At 73.1% G+C, this 12,732-nt stretch carries 14 protein-coding genes and 3 pseudogenes; 8 read left to right on the top strand and 9 right to left on the bottom strand.

The window, feature by feature from the left end:
• The first annotated feature begins 2 nt into the window (after positions 1 to 2).
• Complete coding sequence (locus tag K7G60_RS15715; protein WP_225801524.1) at positions 3 to 359, top strand: GntR family transcriptional regulator; 357 nt, start codon at positions 3 to 5, stop codon at positions 357 to 359.
• Between the two features lie 15 nt (positions 360 to 374).
• Here the strand turns inward: K7G60_RS15715 and K7G60_RS15710 are convergent, their stop codons facing one another.
• From K7G60_RS15710 to K7G60_RS15685, 6 genes and pseudogenes are all read right to left on the bottom strand, one after another.
• Positions 375 to 1,334: a D-2-hydroxyacid dehydrogenase family protein gene (locus tag K7G60_RS15710; protein ID WP_225801523.1), complete on the bottom strand. Its 960-nt coding sequence runs from the start codon at positions 1,332 to 1,334 to the stop codon at positions 375 to 377.
• 90 nt (positions 1,335 to 1,424) lie between these two features.
• Positions 1,425 to 2,666, bottom strand: coding sequence for a threonine/serine exporter family protein (locus K7G60_RS15705; RefSeq protein WP_225801522.1), 1,242 nt, complete (start codon positions 2,664 to 2,666; stop codon positions 1,425 to 1,427).
• A complete protein-coding gene (locus K7G60_RS15700; RefSeq protein WP_225801521.1) occupies positions 2,663 to 3,100 on the bottom strand; it encodes a hypothetical protein in 438 nt (145 codons plus the stop codon). The genes K7G60_RS15705 and K7G60_RS15700 overlap by 4 nt, the downstream gene beginning before the upstream one ends.
• Positions 3,097 to 4,566: an APC family permease gene (locus tag K7G60_RS15695; RefSeq protein ID WP_225801520.1), complete on the bottom strand. Its 1,470-nt coding sequence runs from the start codon at positions 4,564 to 4,566 to the stop codon at positions 3,097 to 3,099. Before K7G60_RS15695 ends, K7G60_RS15700 begins: the two co-directional genes overlap by 4 nt.
• A 28-nt stretch (positions 4,567 to 4,594) precedes the next feature.
• Positions 4,595 to 4,873, bottom strand: coding sequence for a hypothetical protein (locus K7G60_RS15690; protein ID WP_225801519.1), 279 nt, complete (start codon positions 4,871 to 4,873; stop codon positions 4,595 to 4,597).
• Positions 4,874 to 5,030: 157 nt separating this feature from the next.
• A pseudogene (locus K7G60_RS15685) lies at positions 5,031 to 5,201 on the bottom strand (helix-turn-helix domain-containing protein); the annotation flags it as partial.
• Here K7G60_RS15685 and K7G60_RS15680 point away from each other — a divergent pair.
• Together K7G60_RS15680 and K7G60_RS15675 are read left to right on the top strand one after the other, a co-directional pair.
• Positions 5,179 to 5,423: pseudogene (locus K7G60_RS15680) on the top strand (MBL fold metallo-hydrolase); the annotation flags it as partial. The pseudogenes K7G60_RS15685 and K7G60_RS15680 overlap by 23 nt on opposite strands.
• 130 nt (positions 5,424 to 5,553) lie before the next feature.
• The gene (locus K7G60_RS15675) at positions 5,554 to 5,925 is read left to right on the top strand and encodes a hypothetical protein (RefSeq protein ID WP_225801518.1); all 372 of its coding nucleotides are present in this window, start codon (positions 5,554 to 5,556) and stop codon (positions 5,923 to 5,925) included.
• An 8-nt stretch (positions 5,926 to 5,933) separates the two neighbouring features.
• On the opposite strand, the gene K7G60_RS15670 is transcribed toward K7G60_RS15675, so the two are convergent.
• On the bottom strand, positions 5,934 to 6,785 hold the full coding sequence (locus K7G60_RS15670; RefSeq protein WP_225801517.1) for a class I SAM-dependent methyltransferase: 852 nt from the start codon (positions 6,783 to 6,785) through the stop codon (positions 5,934 to 5,936).
• Positions 6,786 to 6,968: 183 nt separating this feature from the next.
• On the opposite strand from K7G60_RS15670, the gene K7G60_RS15665 reads away from it, so the two are divergent.
• The 4 genes and pseudogenes from K7G60_RS15665 to K7G60_RS15650 all read left to right on the top strand — a co-directional run bounded on the left by K7G60_RS15665 (position 6,969) and on the right by K7G60_RS15650 (position 9,643).
• A complete protein-coding gene (locus K7G60_RS15665) occupies positions 6,969 to 8,366 on the top strand; it encodes a glutamate decarboxylase (protein WP_374115633.1) in 1,398 nt (465 codons plus the stop codon).
• A gap of 70 nt (positions 8,367 to 8,436) precedes the next feature.
• Positions 8,437 to 8,847, top strand: a complete 411-nt coding sequence (locus K7G60_RS15660; protein ID WP_225801516.1) for a VOC family protein — start codon at positions 8,437 to 8,439, stop codon at positions 8,845 to 8,847.
• Positions 8,848 to 8,873: 26 nt separating this feature from the next.
• A pseudogene (locus K7G60_RS15655) lies at positions 8,874 to 9,125 on the top strand (AraC family transcriptional regulator); the annotation flags it as partial.
• A gap of 71 nt (positions 9,126 to 9,196) precedes the next feature.
• Positions 9,197 to 9,643 carry an iron chaperone gene (locus K7G60_RS15650; RefSeq protein ID WP_225801515.1) on the top strand — a complete coding sequence of 149 codons (447 nt, stop codon included), beginning with the start codon at positions 9,197 to 9,199 and terminating at the stop codon, positions 9,641 to 9,643.
• Positions 9,644 to 9,726: 83 nt separating this feature from the next.
• Here K7G60_RS15650 and K7G60_RS15645 read toward each other — a convergent pair whose 3' ends face one another.
• Entirely contained in the window at positions 9,727 to 10,389 is a 663-nt protein-coding gene (locus K7G60_RS15645) for a TetR/AcrR family transcriptional regulator (protein WP_225801514.1), read from the bottom strand.
• A 128-nt stretch (positions 10,390 to 10,517) separates the two neighbouring features.
• On the opposite strand from K7G60_RS15645, the gene K7G60_RS15640 reads away from it, so the two are divergent.
• Positions 10,518 to 11,726, top strand: coding sequence for an NAD(P)/FAD-dependent oxidoreductase (locus K7G60_RS15640; protein WP_225801513.1), 1,209 nt, complete (start codon positions 10,518 to 10,520; stop codon positions 11,724 to 11,726).
• 66 nt (positions 11,727 to 11,792) lie between these two features.
• Here K7G60_RS15640 and K7G60_RS15635 read toward each other — a convergent pair whose 3' ends face one another.
• The gene (locus K7G60_RS15635; RefSeq protein ID WP_263985937.1) at positions 11,793 to 12,677 is read right to left on the bottom strand and encodes a low temperature requirement protein A; all 885 of its coding nucleotides are present in this window, start codon (positions 12,675 to 12,677) and stop codon (positions 11,793 to 11,795) included.
• Positions 12,678 to 12,732: the final 55 nt, after the last annotated feature.

Genomic DNA, 12,732 nt, shown 5'->3' with positions numbered 1-12,732 from the left:
CCGTGCTCTTCCGTGTCGACCCGGCCTCCGCCGTGCCCCTCGGCGACCAGATCGCCGCCTGTGTCCGGGGCGCCCTCGCCGACGGCTCCGCCGCCCCCGGCGAGCGCCTCCCGGCCGCCCGGGAGCTCGCCGACTCCCTCGGCGTCAACGTCCACACCGTCCTCCGCGGCTACCAGCGGCTCCGTGAGGAGGGCCTGATCGAACTCCGCCGTGGCCGGGGCGCCCTGATCGTCCCCGGCGCCACCGCGCCCGACCGCGCCCGCCTCGTCTCCCGGCTCCGCGAGGCCGCGGCCGAGGCCCGCGAACTTGGCCTCACGGACGAGGAGTTCGTGGAGCTGGCACGGGCGAGCCTCGGCTAGGGTCTGTCCTTCGGATCAGGACAGCTCGCGGACCGGCGTCCCCGCCAGGAAGGCCTCGACGTCCTCGACCGCCTGGCCGAAGTAGCGCCCGTAGTTCCCCTCCGTCACATAGCCCAGATGGGGGAGGGCCAGGACGTTCGGCAGCGTCCGCAGCGGGTCGTCGGCGGGCAGCGGCTCCGTCTCGTACACATCGAGGCCCGCCCCCGCGATCCAGCCCTCGCGCAGTGCCCGCAGCAGCGCCCCGCCGTCGACGAGACCCGCGCGGGAGGTGTTGACGAGGTACGCGGACGGGCGCATCGCCCGCAGCTCCGGCTCCCCGACCAGGCCCCGGGTGCGGTCGGACAGCACCATGTGCAGCGAGACGAAGTCGCTGCCCGCGAGCAGGTCCCGCTTGTCCTTCGCGAGCCGCACGCCGTGCTCGGCGGCCCGCTCCTCCGTCAGGTTCGGGCTCCAGGCGGTCACGTCCATGCCGAAGGCGAGACCGATCCGGGCCACCCGGGAGCCGATCTTGCCGAGCCCGACGAGGCCGAGCGTCCGGCCGGCGAGGTCGGCGCCGACGGTCGACTGCCACGGCCCGCCCTCCCGCAGGGCCCGCGCCTCCGCCGGCACGTGCCGGGCGAGGCCCAGGAGGAGCGCCCAGGTCAGCTCGGTGGGCGGCTCCGGACTGCTGGCGGTGCCGCAGACGGTGACGCCCCGCGCCCGGCAGGCCGCGAGGTCGATCGAGGCGTTGCGCATCCCGGAGGTGATCAGGAGCCGCAGCCGGGGGAGGCGGGCGAGGAGTCCGGCGTCGACCGGGGTCCGCTCGCGCATGACCACGAGGATCTCGCAGTCCTCGACGGCGGCGACGAGCGCGTCCCGGTCGGTGAGGTGCTCGCGCAGCACGCGGACGTCCACGCGGTCCGCGAGCGGGCTCCAGTCGGCTGAGGAGAGGGCGACGCCCTGGTAGTCGTCGAGTACGGCGCAACGCAGCTTCATGACTGCATGATCGCGGACCGGCCCCGCGCGATGACGGCCTTTCCGGCGGAGGACCCTAGGGGAGCGCCGCTCGGTCCCGCTCGGTCCCGCTCAGTCCCGCTCGCCCCGCGCCGGTACGAGCGCCGCGCCCGCGAGGAGCCCGACCGCGATCGTCGTGACGATCGTGACGAAGTCCATCAGGTCGCGGAAACCGTGCAGGACGTGACCGCCGGCCAGGGAGGTGAACGCCCGCAGGCCCAGCGAGCCGACGGTGAGGGTGAAGAAGCCGCCCAGGAAGAGGACGAGCCGGGGCGGGCGTCCGGCCGGCCGGGACAGCAGGTCCGCGGCGACGGCGAGGGCCATGGCGGCGACGAAGGTGCCGGCGACCTCCCCGATCAGGGCGGTGCCCGCCGCCTGCGCGCCGAGCGACAGGTAGACCAGGGCGGTCACCCAGCCCGCGGCCCGCCACGGCACCCCGAAGGCGAGGACCATGCCCACCGTGAAGACGGCCCAGCTCGCGACGAGCACCCACCGGGACAGATCGGCGTCCTGCGCGGTGTCGAAGAGCGCCCCGGTCGGCGTGCCGGTGACGGCCACGCCGATGAGCACGCCCACGTACAGCTGGAGGAGCAGGACGAGGGCGTAGACGAGGCGGACGGCGCCGGTCGTCAGGAAGCCTGCGGCGAGCTCGGCGGTGGCCGCGCTGAACAGGTCGCCGGGAACGAAGAAGAACAGCGCCGGAAGCATGATCAGCACCGGGCCGCCGTGGTCGTGGCCCGGCCGGAGCAGGCCCAGGGTCACGAGGGAGACCAGGACGGCGGCGAGCAGCGGCAGGACGCGGGCGAGGCGCGGCCGCCGGTCCGACAGGACGGTCGGTGTGGCGACCAGGGCGGCGAGGAGGGCGGTGGTGCCGATCTCGTACCAGGTCGGCTGGACGGCCGGCGCGAATCCGACGGAGAACAGCACGATGCCCGCCCCGCGGCCCCAGCGCGGCACCGTGGCCGGCAGGGTCTCGACCCGCCGCAGGCCGGCCGCGGCCTCGGGCAGGGCCGGCCGGGTGTCCCGTACGCGCTCGACGAACTCCTTGAGGGCGACCGCCCGGTCGAGCCGGGCGACGTCGGGGGCGGCGGTGACGGTCGAGGTGAGGGTGCGGTCCCCGGCGGTCACGGAGAGCACGGCGCCGTCGGCGACGAGCACAGTCTCGGCCCGCGCGCCGTAGGACCGGGCGACGCTCCGGACGCCCCGGGCGACGCCTTCCGCGCCCTCCCCGCTGAACGTCATCATGAAACGGGTCAGTTCGCGCAGGAAGTCGTGGAGGGCGTCGAGCTCGGACTCCTGGAGTCCGTGTCTCACCGGCGGACGGTGTCGTCGGTCTCCAGGTCCTTCACCTCGTCGTCGAGTTCGGCGACCTTGTCCGGGCAGTAGACCTGGAGGACGATCCGCTCGGCCTCGACGGCCTTGGTGTCGGAGATGACGGGCCGCATGCCGGGCCCCGCGGCGCCGTTGGCCTGCTGGATCTTCCACAGTGCCCTCTTGAGGGTGTTGCCCGGCTCCTCGCAGACCTGCCCGCCGTCGGTGCCGAGCAGCCGCTCGACGGTGTCGGTGTCGGGGGAGGGGTATCCGGCCCTCACCAGCTCCTCCTGGAGCCGGTTGGCCTTGGAGAGCGTCTCGTTGCCCGTCCTCACGCTCTCGTAGCGGACGATGCCGGTGACGACGAGGCCGACGAGGATCACGATCGCGCCCCAGTAGATCCACTTGTGCTCTGAGGCGAAGCGGGTGGGACTCATGCCCGGTCTCCCTCGCTCGGGGCGTCGGCGGCGGCGGTGCGCCAGTCCGGCTTGCGGAACTTCAGGAAGAGCCAGGGGATCAGCAGGCCGAGGACGACCAGTCCGCCGCCGACGACGAGGACGTACGACCAGACGCTGCTGCCGCCGAACTGGGAGGGCGGGACGAATCCGATGGCGAGGGCCGCGAGCGAGGCGAGCAGGCCGACGGAGCACAACAGCCCGAGGGCGGGCGCCCGGTAGCCGCGGGGATGGTCGGGCCGGGTCTTCCGGAGCCGCACGGCGGCGGCGAACATCAGCAGGTAGACGATCAGGTACACCTGCGTGGTGATGGTCGAGAAGATCCAGTAGACGCTCGACACGTTCGGGATCAGCGCGTACCCGAGGGCGATGAGCGAGGTCACGACGCCCTGGGTGACCAGGATGTTCTGCTGGATGCCGAACTTGTTGAGCTTCTGCAGGAACGGCGGCAGGTAGCCCTCGCTGCGGGAGATCTCCAGGAGGCCCTTGGACGGCCCGGCGAGCCAGGTCAGCATGCCGCCGAGGGAGGCGGAGACCAGCATGACGGCGGCGATGGGGGTCATCCAGCCGACGCCGAAGTAGGCGAAGAAGGCGTTGAAGGCCTGCATCACGCCGGCGGTCAGGCTGAGCTGGTCGGCGGGGACGACCCAGCTGATCGCGAGCGCGGGCAGGATGAAGATCAGCAGGACCAGGCCCACCGCCAGGAACATCGACTTCGGGTACTCCTTCGCCGGGTCCTTCAGCGAGGAGACGTGCACCGCGTTCATCTCCATGCCGGAGTACGACAGGAAGTTGTTGACGATCAGGACCAGGCTCGCGAGGCCCGTCCACTGGGGCAGCAGGTGGCTGCCGTCCATCGGGGCGGCGGAGGGGTTGCCCTGGCCGAGGAAGACCATTCCGAGCACGACGAGGATCGTGCCCGGCACGAGCGTGCCGATGATCAGGCCCCAACTGGACAGCCCCGCGAGGGCCTTGGTGCCGCGCGAGGAGACCCAGACGCCGGTCCAGTACAGGACCATGATGACGATCGCGGTGTAGACGCCGTTCGAGGCGAGGGACGGGTCGATGACGTACGCGATGGTCGAGGCGACGAAGGCCAGCAGGCTCGGGTAGTAGAAGATCGTCATCGCGAACTGGCACCAGACCGCGAGGAATCCGAGCGGCTTGGACAGCCCCTCGGCGACCCAGCGGTAGACGCCGCCGCTCCACCCGGAGGCCAGTTCCGCGGAGACCAGGGCGGTCGGCAGCAGGAACACGATCGCCGGGACGAGGTAGAGGAACACGCAGGCCAGGCCGTAGACGGCCATCGTGGGTGCGGCCCGCAGGCTCGCCACCGACGAGGTGGTCATCAGGGCGAGCGTCACCCAGGTGAGGGTCGTGGGCGCGGCGGGCCGTGCGGCCGCCACCCGCGGTCGGGGTAGTTCGGCCGGGGTTTCGATGCTGCTCAAGGAGTCCTCCGCAGGTCGGACGATCACCTCACGCTCGAACGGCCGGGGAGGACCGGCAAGCAGGGTCGGCCGTACGGGGGACGGGCCCGCGGCGGCGGGTGTCGTACGGGGGCGGGGCCGCGGCGGTGGGTCTCGTACGGGGGCGGGGCCGCGGCGGGGAGGCGTTGCCGAGGACGTGCGTGAAGACGGCGGCGGCCCGGTCCGCCGCGGGCCCGGTGAACCCGGCGGCCTCGTGGACCGCGAGGTTGTGGTCGTCGTGGCGGGCCTTGCCCCCGTCGTGGAAGAGGCGGGTCGCGAAGGCCTGCACGAGCCAGGGGGGCGGGTGAACATCGCGTACAGGTCGCCGGCCACGGCGGTGGCGGCGGTGCGCCGGCCGACGGCGTCGAGGTCCGGCAGCCGGACCTCGCCCCGGACCCGGTCGCCGGCTCGGCCCTGGCCGTCGCCCTCCTCGCGCCGTGCCCCCGTCAGGCCGTACGGCTGAAGGAGCGGCGGTACGCGCGCGGGGGTGCGCCGCGGCGGCGGACGAACTGGGCGCGGAGCACCGCCGCGCTGCCGAAGCCGACCGCGCGGGCGATCTCCTCGACCGGCGGCTCCGTCGTCTCCAGGAGCTCCTCGGCGCGGCTGATCCGCACCCCCGGGCACAGCCCCGAGGACATCACCCTCCTCGCGGGCACCGGCGAGGGCGTCGTCGCCTTCGTGGACGACCTCTGGTGGCGGCCGAACGGTCCCGTCGAGGACCCCGTGCCCCGGACCGGGCGCTGCTGTGCTCCTCGCGCCTCCGCGTCCTCGCCGCGGCCGACGTCATCGCCCCCGGCCACGGCCCCGCCTTCCCCGCGGACGACACCGCACCGCACTGACGCCGCACCGCATCCTGGGGCCGTCCCGCGCCGGTCCCGTCCCGCACCGAGCACCGCCCCGCGCCACACTGACGGCGCATCGCACCGACAGCCCCCACCGCGCGGGCCCGCCCCTCTAGAATCGGCTTCCATGTCGATCCCTGACGAGTTGCTCGTCGACGTCGCCGCCACCGTGGAATCCGGGCGGAGCAACCAGATGTCCCTGACCGTGGTCGCCGGGGGAGTGGTCATCACCGGGCGACTCGCGCCCGAAGCCCTGTGGAGACAGCGCGTGTCGGAGGTCCTGACGGACTCGGCCCGGCTGTCCGAGTTCTCCGGCGTCTTCGCCCCCGGCACGGGGCGGAAGGCGAAGGACGGAGAGCCCCCCACCCACCTCCACTTCCACCTCGCCCGCATCCTGCAGGGGACCGTGGGCATGCCCGAGACCGGCGGGATGTACCGCGTCGCGATCGCGGACGTCAGCGCCTGGACCGTGGGGGACTTCAGCTACTCCGACAGCTGACGGTCCGTCTACTGCTTGACCCCCGACACCACGAGGAACGGCGGGTGTCCGGCCTCCGCCGGATCGCCGCCGAGCAGCGCCGACCGGTGGGTGAGGACGGGCTCGTGGACGTCCAGGTCGGTGAAGCCGGCCTTGCCGAGCACGTCGAGGTACGTCTGGCACGGCCAGTGGTGGTCGAACGTCTCCAGCGGGGCCTGGCCGTCCGGGCGCACCAGGCGCGACCGGCGCCGCTCGCCCTTGGTGTAGACGCGGCCGGGCTCGCCGCGGCGGAAGGTGGAGAACCGGATGCCCGTGGTGCGGGGGTTGGCGTCCAGTACGGCGAAGCGGCCGCCGGGCCGCAGCACCCGGTGCGTCTCCGCGGCGATGTCGTGCAGGTCGGCGATGTCTCCGGTGGTGGTGAAGACGAAGCAGGCCATGGCGGCGTCGACGGAGCCGTCGGCGAGGAAGCCGAGGCCGCCGTCGTCGGTGAGCCGGTGGTCGATCCGCGGATGCGGCCGCCGCGCGCGGGCGATCCCCAGCATGCCGGGCGAGACGTCGACGGCCACCACGCGCGCGTCGGAGGCCTCGACGACGCGGGTGGCGACCTTGCCCGGCCCGCAGCCGTAGTCCAGGACCGTGCGGACGGCGCAGGACCCGATGCCGAGGGCGTGGAAGACGGCCGGGTAGCCGATGAGGCGCTCGGGGACGTCGTCGTAGGAGTCGAAGGCCTCGGCTTCGAGGCGGTCCGCGTCACCGGTGTCGAGCCGGTCCATGTCGTCGAGGCCGAGCCGGTCCGTGCCGACGGTGTCGAGGCGGTCCGCGTCACCGAGGCCGAGCCGGTCCGCGTCGGTGGTCGGGTGCGAAGTCGTGCGAGGGGTCATGTGGGGCCTTCCGGTGATGATCCACTTCGTCCGGAACGTACTGGTCGGGGGAGCCTCGGGACAGGGCCTGGGCGCCCCGCTCACCCGGGTGGGTCAACGGTCCCGGGAGCTGCCGGGCGCTCCGCCCGGCCCCATGGGTTGATGAGAGGACTGTCGTCGAGTCCGCTGATCGAAGGGGAAACTGTGGCGCTCCACGAGATGAAGGGCCCGAAGAACGTCGCCGACGCGGCGACCGACGTGTTCGCCTCCGCCCTCAGTGAGCGGGTCCTGCCGAAGCACCGGATGCCGGAGGAACCGAACCTCCCCTCGGTCGTCTACGCGATGCTCCACAACGAGCTGCTGCTCGACGGCAACGCGGCGCAGAACCTGGCGACGTTCTGCACGACCTGGACGGACGACGAGGTCCGCCGGCTGATGGACGAGTGCCTCGACAAGAACATGATCGACAAGGACGAGTACCCGCAGACCGCCGAGATCGAGTCGCGGTGCGTGAACATCCTGGCCGACCTGTGGAACGCCCCCGGGAGCGCGAACGGCGAGGGCACGGCGCTCGGCTGCTCCACCACCGGCTCCAGCGAGGCCGCCATGCTCGGCGGCCTCGCCCTGAAGTGGCGGTGGCGCGAGCGGCGCCGGGCCGAGGGCAAGCCGACCGACCGGCCGAACATCGTCGCCGGGCCCGTGCAGATCTGCTGGGACAAGTTCGCCCGCTACTTCGACGTGGAGCTGCGCCAGGTCCCGGTGGAGCCCGGTGCCACCGGGCTGCGTCCGCACCAGCTGAGGGAGTACGTCGACGAGAACACCATCGGCGTCGTCGCGATCCTCGGCGTCACCTACACCTGCGACTACGAGCCGGTCGCCGAGCTCGCCGCCGAACTCGACCGGATCCAGCGGGAGACGGGCCTCGACATCCCGATCCACGTCGACGCGGCGAGTGGCGGTTTCATCGCCCCCTTCCTCCACGAGGACGTCGTCTGGGACTTCCGGCTGCCGAGGGTCTCCTCCATCAACGCCTCCGGCCACAAGTTCGGCCTCGCGCCCCTCGGCGTGGGCTGGGCGGTCTGGCGCACCGCCGACCTCCTGCCGGAGGACCTCGTCTTCCGGGTGAACTACCTGGGCGGCGACATGCCGACGTTCGCCCTGAACTTCTCCCGCCCCGGCGGCGAGATCGTCGCCCAGTACTACAACTTCCTGCGCCTGGGGCGGGCCGGCTACCGGCGCGTCCAGGAGGCCTGCGCGCTGACCGCCCAGTACCTCGCCGGGAAGATCGAGGCCATGGGCCCGTTCACCCTGCTCTACGACGGGCAGGGCGCGCTGCCCGCCGTCTCGTACACCCTCACCGACCCGGAGGGCGCGGGCTTCAGCCTGTACGACCTCTCCGACCAGCTCCGGATGCGCGGCTGGCAGGTCCCCTCCTACCCGCTGCCCCCCGACCGGCAGGAGACCGTCATCCAGCGCGTCCTGATCCGCCACGGCATCGGCCGCGACGAGATCGACCTGCTGGCCCAGGACATCCGCCGCTCCCTGGAGCGCCTGACGAAGGGCATGCCGGCGGACTCCGACCGCGCCGGCTTCCACCACTGAGACGGTCCAGTGCGGAAGGGATCAGGATTCGAGAAGCGTCGTGCGGAGGGCCGCCACTAGCGTGAAGGCCATGGACATCAGCATTCACACCAGCTCCCTTCCGCACGAAGACCCGGACGCCTCCCTGGCGTTCTACCGGGACGCCCTCGGCTTCGAGGTCCGCAGCGACGTCGGCCAGGGCAGGATGCGGTGGATCACCGTCGGACCCGCGGGGCAGCCGGACACGTCCATCCTCCTGGCGCCGCCCGCCGTCGACCCCGGCATCACCGAGGACGAGCGCCGCACCATCGCCGAGATGATGGCCAAGGGCACGTACGGCTGGATCCTCCTGGCCACCCGGGACCTCGACGGCACCTTCGAGAAGGTGCGGGCCGCCGACGCCGAGGTCGTCCAGGAGCCGACGGAGCAGCCGTACGGCGTCCGCGACTGCGCGTTCCGCGACCCCGCGGGCAACCTGATCCGCATCCAGGAACTCCGCTAGCGCCGACCGAGCCGAGAGGAGTTCCCATGTGCCACCCCGCGTGGGCACGCGCGCGCGTCGCCGCGCAGCGCCTGGACGACTTCGCCCGCCTGAGGCGCGTCCGTGACCGGATCGACCGCGAGTACGCGCGCCCCCTGGACGTCCTGGAGCTCGCCCGGGGCGCGGGCATGGCGGCCGGCCTGCTGAGCCGCCAGTTCCGGGTCGCGTACGGAGACTCGCCGTACGGCTACCTGCTGAGCCGCCGGGCGGAGCGAGCGAGGACGCTGCTGCTGCACGGCGCACGAACGGAAGCGCAGCCCGCCTGACCGCGCCCGTCCGCCCGACCCGTCCGAGAGGGGAACGAACCACCATGACCGCGAACGACAAGTCCTACGACGGCTTCACCGAAGACGAGCGGGACGCCATGAAGGAGCGCGCCAAGGAGCTGAAGGCGTCCGCGCGCCGGGGCTCGCGCGGCGCGAAGGCGGACACCGAGCCCGAAGTGCTCGCGAAGATCGCCGAGATGGAGGAGGCGGACCGCGTCCTCGCCGAGCGCGTCCACGCCCTCGTCAAGGAGAACGCCCCGGAGCTCACCGCGAAGCTCTGGTACGGGATGCCCGCGTACGCCCGGGACGGCAAGGTCGTCTGCTTCTTCCAGAGCGCCCAGAAGTTCAAGTCCCGCTACGCCACGCTCGGTTTCAGCGACCAGGCCGCCCTCGACGAGGACACCCTGTGGCCCACGGCGTACGCCCTTACGGCCCTGACCCCGGCCACGGAGCAGCGCATCGCGGCGCTGCTGAAGCAGGCGGCGGGCTGACGCGCGGCCCCGCGCGCCGACCCCGCCCCACGCGGCGGACCCGAACGACGACGAAGGCCCAGGCCACCGGCCTGGGCCTTCGTTCATGCGTCCGCTCGTCCGTCCGTGGCGGGACGCGTCTCGTGCTCCCTGATCGCCGCTTCCACCAGGGCGCGCGCCGCCCAGGTGATGGCCTCCTCCTCGGCTTCCGGGCCGAGGCCGCGGACGTCGCGCAGGGCGATCTGCGCCTCCCAGCCGACCACGATGGTCAGGGCCGAGATCAGTCGCTGGTACGCCTCCGGGCTCAGGGTGTCGCGCAGCGGGGCGCAGGCCTGCTCCAGCCATTCGATGCGGCGGGGGCCGCGGCGCGGGCCGGCCGGCTGCGGGGTGTCGCCCGTGGGCTGGTCGACGGTCAGGCGGATCAGCCGGCGGCCGAGGGGAAGCGACTGCGGTGAGTACTGCAACAGCGTCCTTATGAGGGCGTCCACCCGAGCTGCGGGGTCGTCGGCGATCGAGGGGTCGGCCAGGGCCTGCTCGACCGGGGGCTCGTTGAGCGCGCCGGCGGTCGCGTCGATCAGCAGGTGGTCGAGGCTCGGGAAGTACGCGTAGACCGTGCGCCGCGACACGTCGGCGGCGGCCGCGATCTCGTCGATGGAAGGCGTCGCTCCGCCGGCGCTCAGCCGGACCGCCGCGTCCACGATCGCCTTGCGGGTGCGGCGGCGCTGCGCTTCACGGCCACCGCGGCGGACTGGCTCGTCACTGGTCATCGAGGACTGTCGCTCCCGGGTCGGTGGGTGGGCGGCGCCTTGACGCCCCCTCGGGAAATAAGTATATCTTCATGCAGTCGCTGCACAGCAGTGCAGTGACTGCATTGAAGGGAAACAGGGGGTAGGGCATGAACGAGAACACCGACGTGGTCGTGATCGGCGGCGGGTACGCGGGCGTCATGGCGGCCAACCGCCTCACCCGGCGCGGCGACGTGACGGTGACGCTGGTCAACCCGCGCCCGGCCTTCGTCCACCGGGTCCGCCTGCACCAGCTGGTGGGCGGGACGGACAGCGCGGCCGTCGAGTACCGGGAGGTCCTGGCCGAGGGGGTCCGGCTGGTGGTCGACACGGTGACCCGGATCGACGCCGCCGGGCGCGCCGTGGAGCTGGCGTCGGGCGGCGCGGTCGGCTACGACTACCTGGTCTACGCGGCGGGCAGCGGCAGCGCCGACCCGAGCGTTCCCGGGGCGGCCGAGTTCGCCCACCCGATCGGCACCTTCGAGGAGGCCGGACGGCTGCGGCCGGTTCTCGACGCCACGCCCGCGACCGCCGCGGTGACCGTGGTGGGCGCCGGTCCGACCGGCATCGAGACCGCCGCCGAGCTGGCGGAGGCGGGCCGCGCCGTGACCCTGGTCTGCGGCGGGGTCCTCGGCCCGTACCTGCACCCCCGGGGCCGCCGCTCGGTGGCGCGGCGCCTAGCGGGGCTCGGGGTGACCGTCCTCGACGGCCCCGGCTCCAGGGTGACGGAGGTGACCAGCGGCGCCGTACGGCTCGGCGACGGCCGTGAGCTGCCGAGCGCGGTGACCATCTGGACCGTCGGCTTCGGCGTGCCCGACCTGGCCGTACGCAGCGGGCTGAGCACCGACGCGCTGGGCCGCCTGCTCACGGACGAGACGCTGACCAGCGTCGACGACACGCGCATCGTCGCGGCCGGGGACTCGGCGGCGCCGTCGGGCCTCCCGCTGCGGATGAGCTGCCAGGCCGCGATGCCGATGGGCGCGCAGGCCGCCGACACCGTCCTGAGCCGGATCGCGGGGGAGCGGCCCGAGACCCTCAACCGGCCGTTCGCCGCCCAGTGCATCAGCCTGGGCCGGGGCGACGGCATCTTCCAGTTCGCGAACCGGTCGGACACGGCGATCTGGTTCAAGATCGACGGCCGTCTGGGCGCGAAGCTCAAGGAGACCGTGTGCGCGGGCATCGTGAAGCACCTGGCCGACGAGGCGGAGAAGCCCGGCGGGTACCGCCTGCACCGCACGGGGGGAGCCGACGCGCGACAGCGCCAGCTGGAGGCGGAGCGGACCGGCGCGCCGGCGACCGCACCGCGTTCCTCGGTCTGACCGCACACCCCCGGCCGCTCTCGGCGCACGCACCGGGGCTCCGCCGGGCGGGCCCCAGACGGGCGTTCAGACGGTCATCGTCGTGAGGACCCGGTGGTGCACCCGCCTCAGAACGGTGACGAGGGCGATGAGGACGGCGTCGAGGATCAGCACCGAGGCCAGCGGGGGGAGCCGGACGGCGGCGATGCCGACGAGGGCGAAGACCGGGCAGGCCAGGAGGCGGACGCCCCAGGCCTGCCCGGTGGAGGCGCGGTACCACCAGGCCTGCGTGATCACGTAGAGGATCGGGCCGCCGAAGAGGAGCAGGCTGAGGGTGGTGCTGCCGTGGCCGGTGGGGTGGCCGATGGCGAGCTCGGCGCCCACGGCGAGGGCGACCAGGCCGGCCAGGGTGGGGTACTGGCCGCTGACGGCGCGGCGGACCGGCAGCAGCTTGTCGGCCGTGGTCGCGACGTGCCGGGCCAGGATGTCCTCGCCGCCCTGGAAGTAGCTGGCGCACAGGCACACCAGGGCGACGAGCACCCCGAGGCCGGCCGTCACGGTCGCCGCGTCCACCGGGGCCCCCGAGATCGCCGTGCCGATGGTCAGGACCGTCTCGCCGAGCTGGATGATGAAAAGGCGGATCCGCTCCACCATGTGCTCGGCGTCGAAGACCAGGTCCCGGGAGGAGAGCCGGTTGCGGGGCAGGGGATGGGCCAGCCACACGCCCGCCATGTCGACGGCCGCCGCCGCGGTCCGCCAGGCCAGCCGCGGCCCGTGGTCCACGGCCGCGCCGATCAGCCACAACGGCCCCGAGGCGATGGCCCACGCCGTCACACGGCGGTAGTGCCGACGCAGGACCGGGGTGGGAGCTGTCACGGCGGCGGCGAGGTCGACCAGGAGCAGGATGGCGACCAGCGGGATCGCGAAGGCCCAGGGCCGGCCCGCGAAGGCGTGCGGGATCTGGGCGTTCATGAACAGTCCCAGGCCCGTCACGACCAGGACCAGCCACTGGGTCCGGGGGCTTCTC

Origin of the sequence: Streptomyces sp. NK15101, from assembly GCF_020400725.1 — a bacterium.
Taxonomy (GTDB): domain Bacteria; phylum Actinomycetota; class Actinomycetes; order Streptomycetales; family Streptomycetaceae; genus Streptomyces.
This window is presented reverse-complemented; position numbering and strand designations above follow the sequence as displayed.

What these genes read in the sequence shown, in the direction of transcription:
- K7G60_RS15640 (WP_225801513.1), top strand. Translation starts at nt 10,518, where the DNA reads ATGAACGAGAACACCGACGTGGTCGTGATCGGCGGCGGGTACGCGGGC.
- K7G60_RS15675 (WP_225801518.1), top strand. Translation starts at nt 5,554, where the DNA reads ATGTCGATCCCTGACGAGTTGCTCGTCGACGTCGCCGCCACCGTGGAA.
- K7G60_RS15670 (WP_225801517.1), bottom strand. Translation starts at nt 6,785, where the DNA reads ATGACCCCTCGCACGACTTCGCACCCGACCACCGACGCGGACCGGCTC.
- K7G60_RS15650 (WP_225801515.1), top strand. Translation starts at nt 9,197, where the DNA reads ATGACCGCGAACGACAAGTCCTACGACGGCTTCACCGAAGACGAGCGG.
- K7G60_RS15660 (WP_225801516.1), top strand. Translation starts at nt 8,437, where the DNA reads ATGGACATCAGCATTCACACCAGCTCCCTTCCGCACGAAGACCCGGAC.
- K7G60_RS15710 (WP_225801523.1), bottom strand. Translation starts at nt 1,334, where the DNA reads ATGAAGCTGCGTTGCGCCGTACTCGACGACTACCAGGGCGTCGCCCTC.
- K7G60_RS15635 (WP_263985937.1), bottom strand. Translation starts at nt 12,677, where the DNA reads ATGAACGCCCAGATCCCGCACGCCTTCGCGGGCCGGCCCTGGGCCTTC.
- K7G60_RS15645 (WP_225801514.1), bottom strand. Translation starts at nt 10,389, where the DNA reads ATGACCAGTGACGAGCCAGTCCGCCGCGGTGGCCGTGAAGCGCAGCGC.
- K7G60_RS15700 (WP_225801521.1), bottom strand. Translation starts at nt 3,100, where the DNA reads ATGAGTCCCACCCGCTTCGCCTCAGAGCACAAGTGGATCTACTGGGGC.